We start from the raw sequence: 22,008 nt of genomic DNA, 5'->3' as shown, positions 1-22,008 counted from the left end.
CGTAGGAACCGGTCCTGCCATGGTGCCGTCATTGCGCCCCGCCCCGCAAAGGAAGCCCCGATGCCCGATCCGACCCCTTGCGTCATCACCGTTGCCATCACCGGTTCCGTGCCGCGCAAGGCCGACAACCCGGCGGTGCCGATCACCGTCGCCGAACAGATCGAATCGACCCACGAAGCCTTCGAGGAAGGCGCGAGCCTCGCCCACTGCCACGTCCGCCTCGATGACGGCACACCGACCTCCGACCCCGAACGCTTCGCCCGCCTGAAAGAGGGCATCGAGCGTTACTGTCCCGGCATGATCGTGCAACTGTCGACCGGCGGGCGCTCCGGCACAGGGCGCGAGCGTGGCGGCATGATCCCGCTCCGCCCGGACATGTGCTCGCTCTCGGTCGGCTCCAACAACTTCCCGACGCGCGTCTACGAGAACAGCCCCGACCTCGTCGACTGGTTGGCGTCCGAGATGCGCGCCCACGGCGTCAAGCCCGAGATCGAGTGCTTCGACCTCAGCCACATCTTCCAGGCGGTCGCCATGCAGCGCGACGGCCGCCTCGATGGCCCTCTCCACGTCCAGTTCGTGATGGGCGTCAAGAACGCCATGCCGGTCGACCGGCCGGCCTTCGACTTTTTTCGCGAGACGATCGCCCGCCTCGCCCCCGACGCCACTTGGACCGCCGCCGGCATCGGCCGCGATCAGATCGCGCTCAACCACTGGGCCCTCGAAACGGGCGGCCACTGCCGCACCGGCCTCGAAGACAACGTGCGCCTCGACAAGGATACCCTCGCCCCCTCGAACGCCGCCCTCGTGCGCCGCGTCGTCGACCTCTGCCCGCGGTACGCACGCCGTCCGGCCACCGTCGCAGAAGCGCGCGCGATTCTCGGCCTGCGACCGGCGGCCTGACCCTGAGCGCTCCCATCCACAGGTGCAGCGACCAGCGCGAACCCCCTCCCTGGCGGCCCCGTTGACTGTAATTTGACCGCGTGGAAAGGTCCGCGCGTCGGCCTACGGGGCAGGCGGGGGGAGATGGCGCGTGAACGCTGATTATGTGATCGTCGGCGCGGGCTCGGCCGGCTGTGTGCTCGCCGACCGGCTCTCGGCGGACGGCCGCAGCACCGTAATGGTCATCGAGGCCGGCGGCAGCGATCGCCGCTTCTGGATCCAGGTCCCGCTGGGCTACGGCCGCGTCTTCTACGACCCCAAGGTCAACTGGATGTACCGCACCGAGCCCGACCCCGGGCTTGGTGGACGCACCGACTACTGGCCGCGTGGCAAGGTGCTCGGCGGCTCCTCCTCGATCAACGCCATGGTCTACATCCGGGGCGACCGCACCGACTTCGACGACTGGGCCGGTGAAGGCAATCCCGGCTGGTCCTGGCGCGACATCGAACCCCATTTCCTCGGTATCGAGAAGGCGAGCGGCGGCCCGCTGCACATCGCCGACGTCTCGAACCGCTACCATCCTGTGTCCCGCCGCCTGATCGAGGCGGGCGAGAGCCTGCAGCTGCCGTTCAACCCGGACTTCAACGGCGAAAGCCAGGAGGGGGTCGGCTTCTACCGACTGACGATCTCGCCGGACAGCCGGCGCATGTCGGCGGCCCGCGCTTTCCTGCGCCCGGCCTTGAAGCGCCCAAATGTGCGCCTCGTTGCCGGAGCGCACGTCGAGCGCCTGCACTTCGAGGGGCGCCGCGCCCGCCGCCTGACGGTTCTCATCGGCGGCGAGCGCCGCATGATCGAGGCGCGGCGCGAAATCATCCTGGCAGCGGGCGCCATCGGCTCGCCCATGCTGCTGCAGCGCTCCGGCGTCGGCCCCGGCGAATTGCTTTCCGAACTCGGCATTCCGGTCCTCCACGACAACCCGAACGTCGGCGCCAACCTCCAGGACCATCTCGGCGTCAGCTACTACTACCGCTCGCGCGTGCCGACGCTCAACAGCGAACTCGGTTCCTGGTGGGGAAGGATATTCGCCGGGGTGCGCTATCTGCTGACCGGCGGCGGCCCGCTCGGCCTCAGCGTCAACCACGCGGGCGGCTTTTTCCGCACCGACCCGTCGATGACGCGCCCCAACATGCAGCTCTATTTCCAGGGGCTGACGACGATCGAAGCCAAGACGGGAACGCGCCCGCTCCTCTATCCCGACCCCTACCCCGCCTTCAACATCGGCATTTCCTCCTGCCGGCCGCGCAGCCGCGGTTGGGTTTCGATCCGGTCCGCCAACCCCCTCGAGCCGCCGCGTATCGAGCCCAATTCGTTCGCGGAGCCCGAGGACCTGAGCGAGATGGTGGCCGGCATGAAGTTCGTGCGCCGCCTCGCCGATACGCCGACGTTCTCCGAAATCATCGAGCGCCGCGTACGCCCCGAGGGACCATGCGAGACGGACGAGGAGATCGCCGCCGACATCCGCGCGCGCTGCGGCACTGTTTTTCATCCCTCGTGCACCTGCCGCATGAGCCCGAACGAGGTGGATGGCGTGGTCGACCCGCGCCTCAGGGTCCACGGCCTCGAGGGACTGCGCGTCGTCGATGCCTCGATATTCCCGAACGTCCCCTCGGGCAATCTCAATGCGCCCACCCTCGCTGTTGGCGCCAAAGGGGCCGCGATGATCCTCGAGGACCGCGATCGGGTGTGATGCCCGCCATTTTGGCGCGCTCGCCCCGCACGAAGCTGCCGCCTTGCCCACGCCGGCACCGCGGCCTATGACGGTATCGCGGTGTTGGTGGCACCGGGGCCAGCCCGCCCCGCGCGCCGATACCGTGCCTCGAACGAACGAGCGGACCCCGGACGAAACGCATGTCGCACAACACCTTCGGCCATCTTTTCCGCGTCACCACCTGGGGCGAGAGCCACGGCCCGGCGCTCGGCTGCGTGGTGGACGGCTGCCCGGCCGGCCTCACCCTCACACCGGAGGCGATCCAGTCGTTCCTCGATCGGCGAAAGCCCGGCCAGTCCCGCTTCGTCACACAGCGCCGCGAGCCCGACAGCGTTCGCATCCTCTCCGGCGTCTTCGAGGACGATCGCACGGGCGGGCCGGTGACGACCGGCGCCCCGATTTCCCTCCTCATCGAGAACGTCGACCAGCGCTCGAAGGACTATTCCGACATCCGCGACAAATACCGTCCCGGGCACGCCGACTACGTCTACGACGTCAAGTACGGCGTCCGCGACTATCGCGGGGGCGGTCGTTCCTCGGCCCGCGAGACGGCCGCCCGTGTTGCGGGCGGCGCCGTTGCCCGCGCCGTGATCGCCCCTATGCTGGTGCGCGGCGCCCTCGTGCAGATGGGCCCGCACCGCATCGATCGCGCCCGCTGGGACTGGGCCGAGGTCGACCGCAACCCCTTCTTCTGCCCGGACCCGGTCGCCGCCGCCAAATGGGAGACTTATCTCGACGGCGTGCGCAAGTCCGGCTCCTCCATCGGCGCCGTCGTCGAGATTATCGCGACGGGCGTTCCCGCCGGCCTCGGCGCACCCATCTATGGTAAGCTCGATCAGGACCTCGCCGCCGCCATGATGAGCATCAACGCCGTCAAGGGCGTCGAGATCGGCGAGGGGTTCGCTGCCGCCGCGCTCAGCGGAGAGGAAAACGCCGACGAGATGCGTGCCGGCAACGAAGGCCGCCCCGTTTTCCTCTCGAACCATGCCGGCGGCATCCTCGGCGGCATCTCCACGGGTCAGGATGTGGTCGTGCGCTTCGCCGTCAAACCGACATCATCGATCCTCACGCCCCGCCGCACTGTCGACAGGGATGGAAACGAGACCGAGATCATGACGAAAGGCCGCCACGACCCTTGCGTCGGGATACGCGCCGTGCCGGTCGGCGAGGCGATGATGGCGATCGTGCTCGCCGACCACCTCCTGCGCGCCCGCGCTCAGAATTGGGAGGCGCCGGTAGAGGGATGACGTCGACCCGCGAGCCACCCCCCGGCGCAGGCTCGGCCGACGATGGCTTGGGCTTCGCCCTCGCTTACGCCAAGGGGCGCGCCAGCCAGCGGTTCTATCCCTTTCTCGCGGCCGGCGTCCTCGCCGCCGCATGGTGCACCGCCCGACCCGATCCGATCGCACTCACCATCGCCGTCGCCTTGCTCGCGGTCGCCTATTATAACTTTCCTCTCGTCGAGCGTCGCCCGCGCCTCGGCGCCGGCGAGCCCGGCATCTTCATCGACGGTTTCGGCATCATCGCCTGGCGGGCGATCGCCGACATCAAACTGGTGACGCAAGCGGTCCGCTCCCTCGAAATCGTGGAGTTGCAGATCCACCTCAATCGCGACCTTGCCCATGCCCTCGTCGCCGACTGGCGCCGGGTGGCCATGTGGCGGCTCCTCATGAAGCTGCCCTGGTCGATGTCCTCGGACAATGTCGTCCACATCAAGCTGGAGCCGTTCGCGCCGCCGCCTGCCGAGGTCCATCGCCGCTTCGCGTGGCTCTGGAAACGCTACAGGTCCTGAGGTCTTGCCCATCCAGGAGGATCGAATGCTCGTGCCCAAGCACCTCGAAGGACTGAAAAGTCTGCATTTCGATGTCTTTGGAACCGTCGTGGACTGGCGCACGTCGGTGATCCGCGAATTGACCGCCTTCGGCGACCGCCACGGCCTCTCGTGCGACTGGATCGCCTTCGCCGATGCCTGGCGCGGCCTCTATCAACCCGCCATGGCCGCCGTACGCGAGGGCCGCCGGCCCTTCACCATCCTCGATCAGCTCCATCGTGAGAGTCTTCTTCTTCTCCTCGAGAAGGAAGGGATATCCGGCCTGTCGGAGAGTGAAATCGACGACCTCACCCGCGCCTGGCACCGCCTCGATCCCTGGCCCGACGTCGTTGCCGGATTGCAGAGACTGAAGCCCCGGTATGTCCTCGCCACCCTCTCCAATGGCAATGTCGCCCTCATGGTTGCCATGGCGCGGCGGGCGGGCCTGCCGTGGGACGTGATCCTCGGTGCCGAACCGGCGCGCGCATACAAGCCCCTTCCCGAGGCCTATCTCGCGAACCTGCGCGCCCTCGCTCATGCGCCCGGCGAGGCGGTGATGGTCGCCGCGCACAACGACGATCTCGACGTGGCCCGCTCGCTCGGCATGCGCACCGCCTTCGTCCTGCGGGCCGGTGAGCATGGTCCGGACCAGACGAGCGATCTCGCCCCGACCGGCGCTTGGGACATCGTCGTGGAGGATTTCACTGCGCTGGCCGAGGCTCTCGGCTGCTGACCCGCGCCGCCGGATGCGGCCCGTCAAGCCCGCCTCCGCACCATCACCTTGGAAAGGAACGCGGGCCACGTCGCCACACCGACAAGGCCCGCCGCCGTCATGGCACCATCGAGGTCGTCGCCAAGATAGTCGCGGTAATAGGGCTCGTGGAACCGTTCGGGGAACGTATCGAGCAGCCCGTTCCAGCCGGGCACGTCGTCCCACTGGAGGGAGTCGACCAGGACCAGCAGCCCCCCGGGCTTCAACACCCGCGCCATTTCCCCGATCACCGTGCGCCGAACGCCCCGCGGCAGCTCGTGGAAGAGATAAACGCACGTCAGAACGTCGTGGCTCGCCTCGCCTTCCGGAATATCCTCTGCATTCGCCACACGGAGCGTCAGGTTGCGCCGCCGCCCGAGGTGGCGCCCGGCCTCCTCGATATAGGGAGCGGAAAGATCGATGCCCGTCGCCGCGATCGCGGGCAGGGCGCCGAGCACGTCTCCGAGGAAGCGCCCCGTGCCACAGGCGACATCGAGCAGGTGGAGCGTGCGCTGGTCGCGGCCCCTCACGTGTTCCACGATCGGCCGGATCGCCTGGCGGCGCATCGCCGCCGCCGTCCCCGAGAACAGCGTCTCGACCTGGAGATCGTAGAGCCGCGCCGAGTTTCCGGTGAGATAGCCTCCATCCTGGAAGTGGAAATCCTGGACGAAGTAGTCTGGAAGATTATCGGCACCCGGCAGTTCGCGCGCGCCGCGCGCTTCTCCCGAGCGGCGCCGGTCGGCAGCGCGTGGGACATCCGCGAGGAGCCCCATGATGCCGTTGGCGATCCGCGCGACCGATTGACCGGGCCCGAGCGTCGCTGGCCACAATCCTTCGCCGACCGCCCGGGCGTCGCTCTCGAGGAGGGCCCGCAGGGCGGCGGTGATCTCTCTGCGCTCCGGCACCGGGTGCGGTGTTCGGTATTCGCTCGCCTTGCCCGCGGGTCTGCGCCGGTCCGCCCGCCGCACGACTTCCTGGAGCGCGGCAAAGGCCGCCACCTTGACGGCCTGGTCGGCGAGCTGCAAGGCACTTGCGATCGGTTCCCTCATCCTCGATCCTCCCGGCAGGTCGCTTCCGTCCGACCGTTTGTGACACCACTGGAACCGCTATTCAGTCGGAAGACGAACCCATGGCGAAACCCGAGACCATCCTGATCCTCACCGGTGCCGGGATTTCGGCTGAATCCGGGCTCGGCACCTTCCGCGACGAGGGTGGCATCTGGACCCGCTACGACCTCGAGGAGGTGGCGACGCCCGAAGGCTTCGCGCGCAACCCCGACCTCGTGCACGAATTCTGCAACGCTCGCCGCGCCCATGGCAGCTCCGCCCTTCCCAATCCCGCCCATCATGCCCTCGCCCGTCTCGAGCGTGAGCACCCCGGCCACGTGACCATCGTTACCCAGAACATCGACAACCTACACGAGCAGGCCGGATCCATCCGCGTCATACACATGCACGGCGAACTCGCCCGCATGCTCTGCAACGGCTGCGGCGGGCGCGGCGACAGCCCGGCCGAACTCTCGACCTCGCTCGTCTGTCCGGCCTGCGGCATTGCCGGCGGCCTCAGGCCCGACGTCGTCTGGTTCGGCGAGATCCCATAGCACATGGATCGCATCATGGGTCTGCTCGCCACCACCGACCTGTTCATCTCCATCGGCACCAGCGGCAGCGTCTATCCGGCCGCGGGCTTCGTGCGGATCGCCCGCGACACCGGCGCCCGCACCCTCGAACTCAACCTCGAGCCCTCGGATGGCGCACAGGCATTCGACCATGCCCACCACGGCCCAGCCTCCAGGATCGTGCCCGCCTTCGTCGATCGCTATTTGGCGAGCGGGGTGATCGATCGGGACTGAGTCTTTCACCTTACGGCCAGCTCAGCGCCGGAATGCGGCAACCACCTCGAGGTGGACGCTGTAGCGGAACTGGTCGACAGGCAGAACAGGCCCCATCACGAACCCGGCCCCGACCAGAACTTCAGCGTCGCGCGCAAAGGCCGCCGGAGCGCACGAGACCATAACCACGCGGGCAAGGCCGGAGGCCGCGATCTCGGCAACCTGGGCCCGTGCGCCAGCCCTCGGCGGATCGATCACCACACCGTCGAACGCGGCGAGCGCTTTGCGATCGAGCGGCTCGCGCATCAGGTCGCGGCGCAGCGTCCGGATCGGCTTGAGCCCGCTCGACCCGTCCGCCGCCCGCCGGAGCGCAACGAGCGCCGAGGCATCCTGATCGGCGGCCAGCACCTCGGCACCTTCCGCGAGCCGCAGCGCGAAAGGTCCGACCCCGCAAAAGAGATCGGCGACCTTGCCGGCCCCCGCGAGCCCCGCCACAACCTCGTTCGCCAGCACCGCTTCGGCCGCCGCGACCGCCTGCAGGAAAGGCGCCGGGGGCAGGGGAACCACGCTTCGTCCGATCGCGACGCTCGGCTGAGCCCGCTGGTAAACGGTCTCGCCCGCGATCGTCACCCGGGCAATGTCGAGCCCACCCGCCACGCTCGCCAGTTCGCCGAGCCGCTCGATGTCGTCGGCGAGCCCGGCCGGACCCGTGATCGCGAGGTCGAGTCCGTTGTCGGCCGCCGTCACCATCACATCCGCCTGCCCGCTGCGGCCGAGAAGACCCCGAAGCATCTGCCGCAGCCCGGGCAACGCGGCGACGATCCGGGGCTCGAGAACCGGGCATTCGAGGGCATCGACGATGTCGTGCGTGCGGGCCACCGAATAGCCGAGCAACACGCCCGAGCGCGTCCGGCGGACCTTGAGCGCCGCCCGCCGCCGGCTCGCATCGGGGGCGACCCAGAGCGGGCGAACCTCACCGGCAATCCCCGCCCGTTCGAGCGCACGCACGACGAGATCGCGTTTCCAGTCGGCATAGGCCGGTCCGGCGAAATGCTGCACCGCGCAGGCCCCGCACCGCCCGAAATGCCGGCAAACCGGCCGCACACGGTCCGGCGACGGCCGGATGATCCGCACATCGCCCGCCCGCGCTCCCACAACCGAGGCCGAGACCCGCTCACCAGGCAGCGAAAAGGGCACGAACACGGACCCGTGATCGCTCGCAGCGATCCCGTCCCCGTCGGCCCCGAGGGCGACGATATCGAATTCGACCCGGACCGATGAAAACGCGCGCTCTTTCGTCAAACTCGCCACCTCTCGCGTCGGCTCACACCGCATCGTTGATCGCGCCGAGGAGCCATTCCTCGTTGCCGCTGCCGCCCTCGATCGGCGAGACGATGCGCCCGACCTCCCTCCAGCCGTTGCCCGCCAGAAACCGTGCAACGCCTTCGACGGCCGCCGCGCGCGCACCAGCGTCGCGCACGATGCCGCCCTTGCCGACATGCTCGCGCCCGGCCTCGAACTGCGGCTTGACGAGGGCGATCGACCAGGCCCCCGGCGCCGCCAATCCGAGCGCGGGCCCCACCGCCAGCGTCAGCGAGATGAAACTGAGATCGGCAACGATCGCCTGAACCGGTTCGGGCACGAGCCGCGCGTCGAGATCGCGCACATCCGTGCCTTCGAGCGTGACGACCCGCGGATCGGCGGCAATCGCGGGATGGAGCTGGCCATGCCCGACATCGACGGCGTAGACGCGCCTTGCACCCGCTTCCAGCAGCACCTCGGTGAAACCACCCGTCGAGGCGCCGAGATCGACCGCCACGCACCCCTCGGGAGAAAGATCGAAGGCCGCCAGGGCCGCCGCCAGCTTCTCGCCGCCCCGCGAGACGCGCCGCGCCGCATCGCCCCCGACCGAGAGCGACTGCGCCTCCTGGATCGCCCGGGCCGGTCGGCGCTCGACGGTGCCATCGACCGAGACCAGGCCGCGACGAATGAGGTCGCGGGCCTGGGCCCGGGACCGAACCAGGCCACGCTCGACGAGCGCCACATCCAACCGTGTCCCCAAGAGGCCTCCTCGCGCCACCGCGCTCGAAGGCTGGCCCACGCACGCGCGGCTCACCCCGGAGACGATGGAACCGCAATGGGCGCCGTCAAGCCCGGTGACCGGCCTCCGCGCCCAGCATCTCGCGACCGAGCGCGGCGAGCACCTGCGCGACGATGCCGTCGGCGTCGAGCCCGGCGATCCGGTACATCGCTTCGGGTTTGTCCTGGTCGATGAACACGTCCGGCAGCACCATCGGGCGCACCTTGACGCCGGTATCGAGCAGGCCGCAGGTCGCCAGGTATTGCAGCACGAACGAGCCGAAACCGCCGACCGAGCCTTCCTCCACGGTGATCAGCACCTCGTGCTCGCGCACCAGCCGCCGCACCAGATCCTCGTCGAGTGGCTTGGCAAAGCGCGCGTCGGCAACCGTCGTCGAGAGCCCGAACGCAGCGAGCCGGTCGGCCGCGAGCAGACACTCGCCGAGCCGCGTCCCGAACGAGAGCAGCGCCACCGACGTCCCCTCGCGCAGAATACGGCCGCGCCCGATCTCGAGCGGTACGCCCGCTTGCGGCATCTCGACGCCCATGCCCTCGCCGCGCGGATAGCGCACGGCGCTCGGCCGGTCGTCGATTGCGGCCGCCGTCGCGACCATGTGGACGAGTTCGGCCTCGTCGCCCGCCGCCATCAGCACGAAGCCGGGCAGGCAGCCGAGATAGGCGACGTCGAAGGCGCCTGCGTGCGTCGGCCCGTCCGCCCCGACGAGCCCCGCCCGGTCGATCGCAAAACGCACCGGCAGGCGCTGGATGGCGATGTCGTGCACCACCTGGTCGTAGCCGCGCTGCAGGAAGGTGGAGTAGATCGCCGCGAACGGCTTGTAGCCCTGGGTCGCGAGCCCCCCGCAGAAGGTGACGGCATGCTGCTCGGCGATGCCGACATCGAAGCAGCGATCCGGAAAGGCCTTGCCGAAGAGGTCGAGGCCGGTGCCCGACGGCATCGCGGCCGTCACGGCGACGATCCTGTCGTCCTTTTCCGCCTCCTTGATGAGGCTCTGTGCGAAGACCTTGGTGTAGGACGGCGCGTTCGGCTTGGACTTCTCCTGCGCGCCCGTCACGACGTTGAAACGCGAAACGCCGTGGTACTTGTCGGCCGAGCTTTCCGCCGGAGCGTAGCCCTTGCCCTTCTGCGTCACGCAGTGAACGAGGATCGGCCCGACATTGGCATCGCGCGCATTGCGCAGGACCGGCAGCAGATGGTCGAAGTCGTGCCCGTCGATCGGCCCGACGTAATAGAAGCCGAGTTCCTCGAAGAGCGTGCCGCCCGACCAGAAATTGCGGGTGTATTCCTCGGCCCGCGCCGCCCGGCGCTCCCAGCTCTTGGGCAGCTGGCGGGCGATCTGCTTGGCCCAGTCCCGGATCTTGAGATAGGTGCCGCTCGAGGTCAGCCGCGCGAGATAGAGGCTGAGCGCCCCGGTCGGCGGCGCGATCGACATGTCGTTGTCGTTGAGGATGACGATGAGCCGCTTGTCCATGGCGCCGGCGTTGTTCATGGCTTCGTACGCCATGCCAGCGCTCATCGCCCCATCGCCGATGACGCAGACCACGTGGTTGTCGCCGCCCGAGAGATCGCGCGCCACCGCCATGCCGAGGCCCGCCGAAATCGAGGTCGAGGAGTGCGCGGCCCCGAAATCGTCATAGGCGCTCTCGGCCCGCTTGGTGAAGCCGGCAAGCCCGCCGCCCATGCGCAGCGTGCGAATGCGGTCGCGCCGGCCGGTCAGGATCTTGTGCGGATAGCACTGGTGGCCGACGTCGAAGATGAGCTTGTCCGCCGGCGTATCGAACACGTAGTGGATGGCCGTCGTCAGCTCGACGACGCCGAGCCCCGCCCCGAGATGGCCTCCGGTGATCGACACGGCCTCGATCACTTCGCGCCGCAGCTCGGCCGCGAACTGCGGCAGGTCCTGTTCGGCGATCTTCTCGCGAAGGTCGTGCGGATAGACGACTTGATCGAGCAGCGGAGTGTGGGTCACGTGGCTCAGTCCTTTCGCAGCGATACCGGCGGCACGGCCTGCCGAGCACGAAACCCGGACCGGACACGAACCGTCGCCCCGCACACGTGGGGGGCGACGTAGTCGAATGCCATCGCACGGCACACTCTATCTCGCGCGTTACGCTCGCGATGGTCAGCTACTTCAGCCGTCTCACACCACGAAGTAAAGCCTCGAGGCCGCGAATTGCGATGGGGTCACAGGTGCGCCTCCCGCAACCCCTGTCCTTATGCGATCAGCATGTGTTCGCTCGCGCCCCGATGCCGGATCACTGGGCCGTTGAACCCAATACGTTCGGCATGGCATCCGACCTCGGTCCGGCCCCGTCAGCGAACGCTGGACAGCCGGCCGGCAAAATTTGGCGAAGTGATCAGATCGAGCATCCTTCGCAGGTCCGGCTGCGTACCGATGCGGTTGGGGTTCGTATTGAAATCCCCGTTCCGCACGCCGGTGAGCGCCAAGAGCTGGCGCAACCGGAGCGGATCGAGCGGCAATTGCCCGGCAACACCCTGAACCACCGTCACTCCGGCCGCGACGATCGCCGAGGCACTCGACGTCCCACCGAAGAACCGGGTGTAGTGTTGGTCGCGGTCGGCCTGCGCTCCTTGGACCGTCAGATCGCCATAGCCGCAGGTCACCACCTGCTCGCCCTGGGCGTGAACGTCGATGCGCGAGCCGAAATTCGAACTCGGGTTGACCCGCCGACCGAGCGCTGTGCGCGAAGCAACGAAGATGGCGCCGGAATCGTTCTGCGTTCTATCGAAGGTGCTAGCGTATGTCGTTGCATCGTCGAGGTTCTGGCCATTGCCGTTTCCGGCCGGCTCGACCACCGTGATCCCGATGGCAACCGCGGTCTGGATTGCGCTGAAGACGGCCGGATTGTTCCATTCCACCGGCACGCACCCCGTCTGATCGAGTGGTCCCGTGCAACCGCAGGGCCCCGGATTGCAGCAGCTGTTCGGCCCCCACGACTGCTGCTCGATCAAGATGACGTCGCCGAACGAGAGTCTGAGGGATGCCGTGTTGATCCCGTTCGCGAGGTTGTATGTGATGCCCGAGCCGGGCGAGACGAACCCGAAACGCGCACCCGGCGCCCCACCGACCACGCCCGCCCGGTCGTCGAGGCCGGTCAGGATGCAGGCAACGGCCGTACCGTGATCGATGTCGCCTTGTGCGCCGGATCGGATGCCCAGATCGAACACGGCCGCCTTGGCGTCCTCGTGCGTGTTGCGTCGGTCCCGCTCGATGTCGACCACCGTCACGCCGCGACCGTCTCCGCCGGAAAACCGGCGGGCATAGGTGAAGTCGAGCCCGTTGGGGCTCGGAAAGTACATGAGCTGGCCAATGGAGAAGTTGGGTGTCGGCGGGGCGATGTCCGGGGGCGGCGCCGGCAGTGGCGGCAGGTAAGCGATCTCGACGAACGTGAAGGTGTTGAGCCGATCGGCGAATGTCGCCGCCGCGTTGCCATCGGGTTTCACGAGGCGAATGAGGAAGTAATTCGTGAGGTCGGAGAGTTCGCGCCCGCTCCGCCGTTCACCCGCTTCGCGCTGCCTGTCCAGTTCATCGACGCTGGCGGCAAAGAGCGACGTGACGTCCGCCGCATTGACGATCTCGCCGGATTTGCTGATTTCATCGAGTTGCGCGATGACTTCGGCTTCGCTCAGCGCGAGGCGATCGAAGCGCTTGGCATCCGCCGCGCTCACCTCGGACAGCCGGCGGCGCAGCAGGAAGCGCAAGGTACCCTCGGCCGTCTTGGTGACGAGAACGGGTAGCCCGTCCGCGAACTTGACCGCGACGAGCTGGTTCGAGACGCCGGCGTGAGACACGGTCTTGCCTGGTTTCGGCATGGAACGGGTTCGCGCCGGCAGCGTTGGCGCGGAAATCTCGTCGATCGACTTGGGAAGGTCCTGCAGCGAGCCCGGCGGCAGTTCGGCCGTCTCGGTCGGAACAGGCAACCCCTCGGGAGGTGACGGCACACTGGCAGCTGGTGGAATTGCCGGTGCCGAAGGCGGGCTGGCGAGCGGTGGCGTCGCGGGTTGCGGCGTCACCGGGGATGGCTGGCGCTGCTCTCCGGCCGGCGGCGCGCCGTTCAACATTCGGTTGATGTCGTCGACGCCGCTTTGCGCGACGCGGATGGGCAGTCTGGTGTCTCCGCCCGCCGCCGGCCCAAACATCAGTGCAGCGAGGCAGGCGGCCGCCAGGACACGGCGGCCTGAAACGAAATGAACAGTCATTGCGGGTCACTCCATCGACTTGCGACAGTGCCCTCCCCTCGACGGCCTCCATGCCCCGCCGATGCTGAATGTCATTCAGAATACCCTTGCGGAATGTACAGAGCAACCGCTTGTCGCCGTTGCAAGCTCGAACCGATCGGCTCAGCGCTCGACATCGAGTGGTGTGGTGCCAGCCGGCTTGCCGGAGCCATCGAAGGTCAGCTTCTCGACCTTTTCCTCGGCCTGACGCAGCAGGCGCTCGCAATGGGCCCGGAGCAACGCCCCGCGCTCGTAGATGGCGATGGATTCCTCGAGGGCCACGTCGCCGCGCTCGAGCCGCCCGACGATCTGCTCCAGCTCCTGGAGCGCACGCTCGTAGCTCAGGCTGCCAACGTCCGGTGCCGCGCTTTCCTTGGCCATACGTGCCTCCCGTGCCGGCCCGTTTCCCGCCGATCTGTCACCCGCCCCACTCAGGACGCCGCGTCCATCAGCACCTTGACGTGCACCCCGACGGACTTTGCCAGCGCCGTGAGGTCATAGCCGCCTTCGAGCACGGAAACGACGCGCCCGCCACAGTGACGGTCCGCCACGTCCACAATTTTCGAGGTGATCCAGCGGAAATCGTCCTCGACCAGGGCGAGGCTGGCGAGCGGGTCGTCGCGGTGCGCGTCGAATCCGGCCGAAACGAGTACGAGATCGGGCCGGAAGGCTTCGAGCGCCGGCAGCAAGACGTCGTTCCAGGCCTCGCGGAACGCTTCGCCGCCGTCACCGGAGCGCAGTGGCGCGTTGAAGATGTTGCCGACCCCGGTTTCACTGGTGGCGCCGGTGCCCGGAAAGAGCGGCATCTGGTGCGACGAGGCAAGGAAGAGATCGGGATCGGACCAGAAGATGTCCTGTGTACCGTTGCCGTGGTGGACGTCGAAATCGAGCACCGCGACACGTTCGAGCCCGTGCCGCGCCCGGGCGTGATGCGCCGCGATGGCGACGTTCGAGAGAAAGCAGAACCCCATCGGCCGGACGGCTTCGGCATGATGGCCGCACGGGCGAACGGCGCAGAAGGCGTTGCCCGCCTCGCCCGCGACGACGGCATCGACCGCCGCGACCGCCGCCCCGACCGCATTGAGCCCGGCCTTCCAGCTACCAGGTGAGAGCACCGTGTCAGGGTCGAGCCGCACGTGTCCGCTCGCTGGCACCCGACGCTTGATCTCGTCGATGTAAGCCTGCGGATGCGCCCGCGCGATCGTCTCCTCGTCGCTCGGCGTCGCGCGCCTGCGTTCGAGCCCGGCGAAAATCTCGTGACCGAGCACCTTTTCGATCGCCCGGAGCCGATCGGGTCGCTCGGGATGTCCCGGGCCGGTGTCGTGCTCGAGAAAGACGGGATCGGTGATGTAGAGGGTGCTCATGGCGGAAACCTCTTTGCCGCGCGCGCTCGGCGCACGCACGCGAGCATAGCCGGCATCACGACGGTTTCAATCGCCACCGCCCGATTGCCACATCCGCCTGCGACGGGACGGGCCGGCTGGCTACTGCAGGACGCGGCTGAGCGTGAACTCACCCTGCTCGATGCGCCGCGCCAAGCCCTCTGCCAAGCGCACCACATTGGCTTCGCCATAGGCCGCCACCAGATCGGCGAGTGCCGCAAACAGTGCCGCATTGGCGAGATCGTCGGCATCGAGGCCTTCGTCGATCGCCATTTCCCAGGCTTCGAGGATGAAGCGCAACGCCTCGTCGCTCGCCCGCCCCGGTTCGCCATGATCGTTCAATGCCATCGCGCCCAGGTCCTCCGCGCGGCCGATCGGCCGAGATATCCGTCGCTCGCAGGCGGACCCTAGCAGATCACGTGAGCGAGGCGACCGCGCTCCACGGGCACGGTAAATCCCTCGCTGAAGGCTGTTCGCGAAGCGCTATTCATATTCCTTGGCGAGGGTCTCGGCGATCTCGCGACCTTCCGCCAGGAAGCGGGTGAGTGCCGTCTCGGCGGAACGGTTGCAGCGCCGGTAGGTGCGCTGGTAGCTGCGGTATCCACGGTTGAAACTCTGCGTGAAGCGCACCTTCCTCAACGGCGATGAGCCTTCCGATTCGATCACCCCCAGCATCTGTTCGCGCCACACCTGCCCCTCCTCGAAACCGCAGAGCGCCCGCAGATAGTGGACGGCCCCCAAAATCTCGGACAAGCGCAGCAACTGAGTGTCGTAGGGCTTGGTGACCTCTTCGCCGCGCGCCGGCGCGCCGATGGCCGACATCGCGGCCACTGCGAGCCCGAGCGTCGCGCCTCGCGCAAAGCGTGCGGTTCGTCCGGCGGTTTGCCTTGCGACCATCGATGCCGTGCTCCCGGGCCTGCGGATTCGCCGGTCAGCATAGCCGTGGTTGTGACCGCCGCAAGGCAATGCCGGCAAAGGCCGCTCGTTTCGCCGGTGTCGGATCACCGATGCTTCGTGATGCGGCGCGCCGCCGCGCTGACGATCGCCGCGAGCCCATCGGTGGCCGCCACGCCGTCCAAAGCCCCGACGTCAAGCCAGCCCGCCTCGGCCGCATCGCTCCCCGCCCGGACCTCGCCCCATTCGAGGAGCCCAGTGAAGACGACGATGGCATAGTGGGCCAGGAGACCGCCATCGGTGCCGCGGCGGATCACTTCGGCGACGTCGACGAGGCCGCATAGGCGCGCCCGCACCCCGGTTTCCTCGGCGAGTTCGCGAAGCGCCGCATCGCGCGCCACCTCTCCGGGCTCGATCTTTCCACCGGGCAGCGACCACAGCCCTGCCGCCGGCCCCGCCGCCCGCTTCACAAGCAGCACCTCTCGGCATGAGACCGACCGGAACACCGCCACGCTCGCGGCCACTCGCGGCCACCCTGGTTGTCCGCCTTCCACCGTCATGTTCCGTCTCGCGCCCCGCTTGCGGGTTTGGTCGATCCGCGCGTTACGCTATCGTCGCGCCGGCCGGCGATCCAGCCGGTCGGCCATGCCGCCGGAGGCCCCCGATGTGCTCGCGCTACAATCTCACCACACCGCCCGAGGCCGTGCGCCAGGTCTTCCGCTTCATCAATCATCCCAACTTCCCCCCGCGCTACAACATCGCCCCGAGCCAGCCGGCCGGCATCGTCAGGATCGATCACGATGGCGAACGGCGCTTCACACTCGTTCGCTGGGGGCTGATCCCATCCTGGGCAAAGGATCTCGCGAAGTTGCCGATGATGATCAACGCACGCAGTGAGACGGTGCTCGAAAAGCCCTCCTTCCGAGCCGCGATGCGCCACCGCCGCTGCATCGTGCCGGCCGATGGGTTCTACGAATGGTCGGGGCCCAAGAGCGAGCGCCAGCCACACCTATTTGCACCCGCCTCGGGCGGCCCCATGGGGCTCGCCGGCCTCTGGGAGACCTGGCTCGGCGCCGACGGCAGCGAGATCGATTCGATGGCCATCCTGACCACGCAGCCGAACCGGCTGGTGGCGGCAATCCACGACCGCATGCCCGTGATCCTCGCGCCGCAGGATTTCGACGCCTGGCTCGATTGTCGCGGCACCGATGCCCGCGAGGCCGCGAACCTGATGCGCGCCGCCCCGGATGACTTCCTCTCCTGCCGGCCGGTCAACCGCGCGCTCAACAACGCCCGCAACGAGGGACCGGAACTCATCGCCTCCCCCGACGGGGAGCTTTTCTGAGCTGACGTCAACCGCGCCGCGGCAGCTTTGGCGGCGGCGGCGGCGCGCCGCGCTTGGGCTCGAGCCATTTGCCGAGTTGCACCGATCCCTCCACCTCGAAACCGAGCGCGTCGTAGAAGTCGAGGACTGCCTCGTTCCCCTCCCTGACCAGCAGGTTGATTTTCCAGACGCCCCGTTCGCGCATCCACGCCTCGATCGCCGTCATCAGCACGCGCCCGAAACCTCGTCCCTGCAGTTCGGGGAGAACGGAAAGATAATAGACCGCGCCACGGTGCCCGTCGTGACCGACCATGGCGCTCGCCACCAGCCTGCCACCCGCGAGCCCGACGAGGACATCTGAATTGGGGCCGCTTCGCGCAAAGGCGATGTCGCGCATCGGGTCGTTCCACGGGCGCGTCAGGCCGCAGACCTCCCAGAGCGCGACAACGACCGCCACCTCGTGGTCGCGGACCGGATGCACGGTCAGCTCCGTTGCCGGTTCGGTGCCGTTCATCAGACCACCTTTCCCGGATTGAGGATCCCGTTGGGATCGAGCGCCGATTTTATCGCCCGCATCAGTTCGATCTCCGTGCCTGCCTTGAGTTCCGCGAGCTTCTCGCGCTTCTGGCGTCCGATGCCATGCTCGGCGCTGATCGAGCCGTCGAGCCCGAGCACGACCTCGCCGACCGCCTCCGTCACCTCCTGCCAGCGCGCCATGAAAGCCGCCGCGTCCGCGCCGACCGGCTGCGAGATGTTGTAGTGGATGTTGCCGTCGCCGAAGTGCCCGAACGCGACGGGCCGGGCACCGGGCATCATCGCCGCCACGACGGCGTCCGCGCGCGTCAGCAGCTCCGGCACCCTGGCGACGGGCACGGAGACGTCGTTCTTTATACTTCCGCCTTCATGACGCTGCATCTCCGAGAGGTTTTCCCTGAGGCTCCAGAGCGCCGCCGACTGGGCCTTCGAGCTTGCGATCGCGGCATCCTCGACGTCCCCCGCTTCGATCGCTCCGGCGAGGATATCCTCCATCCGCTGGCTCGCATCGTCGCTCGGAGAGAGGCTGACGAGGTCCATCAGCACGTACCAGTCGTGCCGGCCGGCGAGCGGATCACGCGCGCCGGGCAGATGGCGGAGCACGAACTCGATGCCGATCCGCGGCATGATCTCGAATGCGGTGAGCGTCGGACCCGATGCGTCACGCGCCCGCGAAAAAAGCGCCGCCGCCGCCTGCGGAGAGGAAATGCCGGCGATCGCCGTCACCGTCGCGAGCGGCCGCGCGGCGAGCTTGAGGGTCGCGGCCGTGATGACCCCGAGTGTTCCCTCCGCGCCGATGAAGAGATCGCGCAGGTCATAGCCGGTGTTGTCCTTGCGCAGCCGCCGAAGGCCGTTCCAGATGCGACCATCCGCCAGCACCACCTCGAGCCCGAGCGCCTGGTCGCGCGCGTTGCCGTAGGCCAGCACATTGATGCCGCCGGCATTGGTCGAAAGGTTGCCGCCGACCTGGCAGGTTCCCTGCGAGGCGAGGCTGAGGGCGAGCAGGCGCCCCGCCCCCTCGGCCGCCTTTTGCGCCGCCTCGAGCGTGACACCGGCCTCGACCACCATCGTGTTGCCGACCGGATCGATGTCGCGGATGCGCTTGAGGCGCGAGAGGCTGAGGACGATCTCACCGCCGTGCTCGAAGGGGATCTGTCCACCGACGAGACCGGTGTTGCCGCCCTGCGGCACGACCGCGATGCGGCGTTCGTTGGCGAACGCGAGAATGCGCGAGACCTCCTCGGTCGAGCCCGGGCGCAGCACCATCGCGGTCCTGCCACGATAGAGGCCACGCCACTCGACGAGATGCGGTGCCACGTCCTCGGGCGCCGTCAGAGCGTGGCGCTCGCCGACGATCGCGGTGAGAGCGACGAGCGCCTCCCCGTCGGGCGGTTGATGCCGGTTGTCGCGCATGCTTTCCCCTGTTCTCTCGCCGCCGGCTCCGATCACGATGCCACCTCGGTCAGGGCGCCGAACCGCCCCTCGTTAGCGTCAAACCACGCGGCTCGCCAGCGGCCGCAGCCGCCGGCTCAATCGTCCCCCCGGGGACGTGGCGCCGCCGCCCGCCGCAGCCGTTCGTTGATCGCGACGCCGAGCCCGACCTCTGGCACCGGCGCGACCGCGATCGCATCGACGCCCGTCGCATCCAGTTCGCGCAGCATGGCATAGAGGTTTGCCGCCGCCTCCTCCAGGTCGCCACGCGGACTGAGGTTGCACCGGGGGCCGCCAACGGCCGCCCCCCCACCACTCACGTCGCCGAAGCCGAGGAATGCTGACCCGGCACCGGCTTCGAGGCAATCGAGGAGCACCCGCGCCCGCGGTGCATAGTGGCTCGCGAGCTGGCCCGGCGCGATGGGCAACGTGTCGGCGGCGGCTCCCCCCCCGACTTCCACCCGCTCGCCGAGCACCGCCTCGATCTCGGCCTGCGTCACGGCTCCGGGCCGCAGGATGCGCGCCGCGCCGCCGATCAGCGAAACGACGGTCGATTCGAGCCCGATCGTGCTCGCTCCGGCGTCCAGGACGATGTCGACGCGATCGCCGAATTCGGCCCTGACGTGCGCCGCCGTCGTCGGACTGATCCGCCCGGAACGATTGGCGCTCGGCGCGGCGATCGGCCGGCCGACGAGGGTGAGGAGCTGGCGCGCCACCGGATGGCTCGGCACGCGCAGCGCAACGCTCGAAAGCCCGGCCGAGACCAGCTCTGAAAGCCCGCTCTCCGGTGCTCGCTCCACCACGATGGTGAGCGGGCCCGGCCAGAAGCGTTCCGCGAGCCGCTCCGCCCGCCGATCCCGCACGCCGAGCCGGAGTGCCGCCACCACCTCCGCGAGATGCACGATCAGCGGATTGAACCGGGGCCGCCCCTTGAGTTCGTAGATGCGAGCGACCGCAAGGCCGCTCGTGGCGTCCCCCCCGAGGCCGTAGACCGTCTCGGTCGGGAAGGCGACGATCCCGCCGCTGGCCAGTCGCTCGGCTGCCGCCTTCACCAGCTCACCATCGATGGCCACCGGGCCGCCCTGCATGATGCTCCCAACTCCCTTGCCGTCCGGTACGCGCGCCATCAGGTTCCCGTGCCGCCGGCGGCCTGTCTCCATACGCCCGTTTGCCTCGCCCTGACGAAAGCGTAAAGGTATGTCGCCCACCGCCGGCCGAGGATACGGCATCCGGCGGGTAGGATGTGAGAGACATGGAGGCCCGACGACTATGCCCTACCGTGCACCGATCGACGACATCATGACCGCCCTCGATGCCGGTGCCGATCTCGATCGCGCGCTCGCGAACGGTGATCTCGAAGGGCTCGACCGGGACCTCGTCGCTCAGGTCGTGACCGAGGCCGGCCGCTTCGCCGAGGAGGAACTGGCACCACTCAACCGGCTCGGCGACAAGGTCGGCGCCCGCCTCACCGAAAGCGGTGTCGTGATGCCGGCCGAATTCAAGGCGGCCTATCGCAGCTGGTGTGAAGCCGGCTGGTCGGGCCTGCCCTGCCCGGAAGCCTACGGCGGCCAGAACCTGCCGAGCAGCCTCTCCATGGCCGCCTGCGAAATCTGGAACGGCGCCAACACGAGCTTTGCCTTGGGTCCGATCCTGACGCACGGCGCGGTCCACGCGCTCGAAGCCAAAGCGAGCCCGGAAATCCGCGAGCGCTATCTTGCCAGGCTCACCTCGGGCGAGTGGGCCGGCACCATGAACCTCACGGAGCCGCAGGCCGGCTCCGACCTCGGTGCCCTGCGCACGCGCGCCGAGCGTGCCGGCGATGGCACCTATCGCATCACCGGGACCAAGATCTTCATCAGCTACGGCGACCACGACCTCACCGAGAATATCGTGCATCTGGTCCTCGCCCGCCTACCGGACGCCCCACCGGGCACGAAGGGCATCTCGCTCTTCCTGGTACCGAAACGCCTCGTTTCGCAGGATGGCTCCCTCGGCGCGCTCAACGACGTGCGCTGCACCGGCCTCGAGCACAAGCTCGGCCTCCATTCGAGCCCCACGTGCACCATGACCTACGGCGAGCACGGCGGCGCCGTCGGCTGGCTGATCGGCGAGGAGCACAAGGGCCTCGCCGTCATGTTCCTGATGATGAACGCCGCCCGCCTCGCCGTCGGCATCCAGGGCGTCGCCATCGCCGAGGCCGCGACCCAGCACGCCATCGCCTACGCCAACGAGCGTCGGCAGGGGGCCGCCCCTGGCGCCGCGCCGGGTGAGATGTCACCCATCGTTCGCCACCCCGACGTGCAGCGCAATCTCATGCGCATGAAGGCGCTGACCGCCGCCAGCCGCATGCTCTGCCTCGCCACGGCCGGCGCCATCGATCGCTCCGAGCGCGCCCGCGACGCGGCCGCACGGGCCGAGGGCGCCGCCACCGCCGCCCTCCTCACCCCGGTCGCCAAGGCCTTCTCGACCGATGCCGGCGTCGAGGTCGCATCCCTCGGCATCCAGGTGCATGGCGGGATGGGCTACATCGAGGAGACCGGCGCCGCCCAGCTCCTGCGCGACGCCCGCATCTTCACGATCTACGAGGGCACCAACGGCATCCAGGCCATCGACCTCGCGGTGCGCAAGCTGCCGCTCGAGGGCGGTGCCGTGGTGCGCGGTTACATCGGCTTCCTGCGCGGCATTCTGGCCGAGGTACGGGCCAGCAACGAGCCCGGCCTCACGGCGATCGCCAGGGACCTCGATCTCGCCGTCGATTCGCTCGCAGAAGCCACCGAATGGATGCTGTCGGACGCCGCCCGCGCGGGCGACGGGGCCTCCATGCTCGCCGTTGCAACGCCCTACCTCGCGCTCTTCGGCAAGGCGGCCGGCGGCTGCTACCTCGCCCGCGCCGCGCTACGTGCGCTTCGCCGACCGCCAGGGACCTCGGACCACGCCAGCGCCCGCGAACTCGCCCGCTTCTTCGCCACCAACATCGCTGCCGAGGCGGTCGGCGACCTTCGCGTCGTGCTGGGCGGTGGCGATGGCCTCGCGGACGGCTCCGCGCTCGCACTCCTGGAGTCCTGAG

General features: G+C 68.6%; 19 protein-coding genes and 2 pseudogenes. 8 read left to right on the top strand and 13 right to left on the bottom strand.

The features are described from left to right. Window positions 1–60: 60 nt before the first annotated feature. The 5 genes and pseudogenes from GC150_02225 to GC150_02205 all read left to right on the top strand — a co-directional run bounded on the left by GC150_02225 (window position 61) and on the right by GC150_02205 (window position 5,190). Window positions 61–900 carry a 3-keto-5-aminohexanoate cleavage protein gene (locus GC150_02225; protein MBI1383716.1) on the top strand — a complete coding sequence of 280 codons (840 nt, stop codon included), beginning with the start codon at window positions 61–63 and terminating at the stop codon, window positions 898–900. A 139-nt stretch (window positions 901–1,039) separates the two neighbouring features. Next, window positions 1,040–2,626: pseudogene (locus tag GC150_02220) on the top strand (choline dehydrogenase). A 161-nt stretch (window positions 2,627–2,787) separates the two neighbouring features. Further along, window positions 2,788–3,894: a chorismate synthase gene (aroC, locus tag GC150_02215; GenBank protein ID MBI1383715.1), complete on the top strand. Its 1,107-nt coding sequence runs from the start codon at window positions 2,788–2,790 to the stop codon at window positions 3,892–3,894. Further along, window positions 3,891–4,439, top strand: a complete 549-nt coding sequence (locus tag GC150_02210) for a hypothetical protein (GenBank protein ID MBI1383714.1) — start codon at window positions 3,891–3,893, stop codon at window positions 4,437–4,439. The genes aroC and GC150_02210 overlap by 4 nt, the downstream gene beginning before the upstream one ends. A 25-nt stretch (window positions 4,440–4,464) precedes the next feature. Continuing rightward, window positions 4,465–5,190, top strand: coding sequence for a haloacid dehalogenase type II (locus tag GC150_02205; protein MBI1383713.1), 726 nt, complete (start codon window positions 4,465–4,467; stop codon window positions 5,188–5,190). 23 nt (window positions 5,191–5,213) lie between these two features. Here the strand turns inward: GC150_02205 and GC150_02200 are convergent, their stop codons facing one another. Then, window positions 5,214–6,257 carry a methyltransferase domain-containing protein gene (locus GC150_02200; protein ID MBI1383712.1) on the bottom strand — a complete coding sequence of 348 codons (1,044 nt, stop codon included), beginning with the start codon at window positions 6,255–6,257 and terminating at the stop codon, window positions 5,214–5,216. Between the two features lie 80 nt (window positions 6,258–6,337). Between GC150_02200 and GC150_02195 the strand changes: the two are divergent. After that, a pseudogene (locus GC150_02195) lies at window positions 6,338–7,060 on the top strand (NAD-dependent protein deacylase). A gap of 21 nt (window positions 7,061–7,081) precedes the next feature. Here GC150_02195 and GC150_02190 read toward each other — a convergent pair. The 9 genes from GC150_02190 to GC150_02150 all read right to left on the bottom strand — a co-directional run bounded on the left by GC150_02190 (window position 7,082) and on the right by GC150_02150 (window position 16,212). Next, on the bottom strand, window positions 7,082–8,341 hold the full coding sequence (locus GC150_02190; protein ID MBI1383711.1) for a hypothetical protein: 1,260 nt from the start codon (window positions 8,339–8,341) through the stop codon (window positions 7,082–7,084). Between the two features lie 22 nt (window positions 8,342–8,363). After that, entirely contained in the window at window positions 8,364–9,101 is a 738-nt protein-coding gene (locus tag GC150_02185; GenBank protein ID MBI1383710.1) for a TlyA family rRNA (cytidine-2'-O)-methyltransferase, read from the bottom strand. Between the two features lie 85 nt (window positions 9,102–9,186). Continuing rightward, window positions 9,187–11,106, bottom strand: coding sequence for a 1-deoxy-D-xylulose-5-phosphate synthase (locus GC150_02180; protein ID MBI1383709.1), 1,920 nt, complete (start codon window positions 11,104–11,106; stop codon window positions 9,187–9,189). Window positions 11,107–11,450: 344 nt separating this feature from the next. Continuing rightward, window positions 11,451–13,358, bottom strand: coding sequence for a S8 family serine peptidase (locus tag GC150_02175; protein ID MBI1383708.1), 1,908 nt, complete (start codon window positions 13,356–13,358; stop codon window positions 11,451–11,453). 141 nt (window positions 13,359–13,499) lie between these two features. Then, on the bottom strand, window positions 13,500–13,757 hold the full coding sequence (locus GC150_02170) for an exodeoxyribonuclease VII small subunit (GenBank protein MBI1383707.1): 258 nt from the start codon (window positions 13,755–13,757) through the stop codon (window positions 13,500–13,502). Window positions 13,758–13,807: 50 nt separating this feature from the next. Continuing rightward, window positions 13,808–14,740: a histone deacetylase family protein gene (locus GC150_02165; GenBank protein ID MBI1383706.1), complete on the bottom strand. Its 933-nt coding sequence runs from the start codon at window positions 14,738–14,740 to the stop codon at window positions 13,808–13,810. A 120-nt stretch (window positions 14,741–14,860) separates the two neighbouring features. Then, on the bottom strand, window positions 14,861–15,106 hold the full coding sequence (locus tag GC150_02160) for a hypothetical protein (protein ID MBI1383705.1): 246 nt from the start codon (window positions 15,104–15,106) through the stop codon (window positions 14,861–14,863). A gap of 135 nt (window positions 15,107–15,241) precedes the next feature. Then, a complete protein-coding gene (locus tag GC150_02155; GenBank protein MBI1383704.1) occupies window positions 15,242–15,655 on the bottom strand; it encodes a TIGR02301 family protein in 414 nt (137 codons plus the stop codon). A 104-nt stretch (window positions 15,656–15,759) separates the two neighbouring features. After that, window positions 15,760–16,212 carry an NUDIX domain-containing protein gene (locus GC150_02150; protein MBI1383703.1) on the bottom strand — a complete coding sequence of 151 codons (453 nt, stop codon included), beginning with the start codon at window positions 16,210–16,212 and terminating at the stop codon, window positions 15,760–15,762. Window positions 16,213–16,316: 104 nt separating this feature from the next. Here GC150_02150 and GC150_02145 point away from each other — a divergent pair, with 104 nt between their 5' ends. Continuing rightward, window positions 16,317–16,997 (top strand): SOS response-associated peptidase, encoded by a 681-nt coding sequence (locus GC150_02145; GenBank protein ID MBI1383702.1) that lies wholly within the window; start codon window positions 16,317–16,319, stop codon window positions 16,995–16,997. A 7-nt stretch (window positions 16,998–17,004) separates the two neighbouring features. Here the strand turns inward: GC150_02145 and GC150_02140 are convergent, their stop codons facing one another. The 3 genes from GC150_02140 to GC150_02130 form a co-directional block, all read right to left on the bottom strand. Beyond that, window positions 17,005–17,490 carry a GNAT family acetyltransferase gene (locus GC150_02140; protein ID MBI1383701.1) on the bottom strand — a complete coding sequence of 162 codons (486 nt, stop codon included), beginning with the start codon at window positions 17,488–17,490 and terminating at the stop codon, window positions 17,005–17,007. Further along, the gene (locus GC150_02135) at window positions 17,490–18,923 is read right to left on the bottom strand and encodes an FAD-binding protein (GenBank protein ID MBI1383700.1); all 1,434 of its coding nucleotides are present in this window, start codon (window positions 18,921–18,923) and stop codon (window positions 17,490–17,492) included. The genes GC150_02140 and GC150_02135 overlap by 1 nt, the downstream gene beginning before the upstream one ends. A 116-nt stretch (window positions 18,924–19,039) precedes the next feature. Continuing rightward, window positions 19,040–20,029, bottom strand: a complete 990-nt coding sequence (locus tag GC150_02130; GenBank protein MBI1383699.1) for a threonylcarbamoyl-AMP synthase — start codon at window positions 20,027–20,029, stop codon at window positions 19,040–19,042. Between the two features lie 181 nt (window positions 20,030–20,210). Between GC150_02130 and GC150_02125 the strand changes: the two genes are divergently transcribed. Further along, a complete protein-coding gene (locus GC150_02125; GenBank protein MBI1383698.1) occupies window positions 20,211–22,007 on the top strand; it encodes an acyl-CoA dehydrogenase in 1,797 nt (598 codons plus the stop codon). The last annotated feature ends 1 nt before the right edge of the window (window position 22,008 follow it).

This window comes from Hyphomicrobiales bacterium (genome assembly GCA_016125495.1).
GTDB lineage: Bacteria > Pseudomonadota > Alphaproteobacteria > Rhizobiales > RI-29 > RI-29.
Note: the sequence above shows the minus strand (reverse complement) of the source record. Positions and strands in the feature narration are given on the sequence as shown.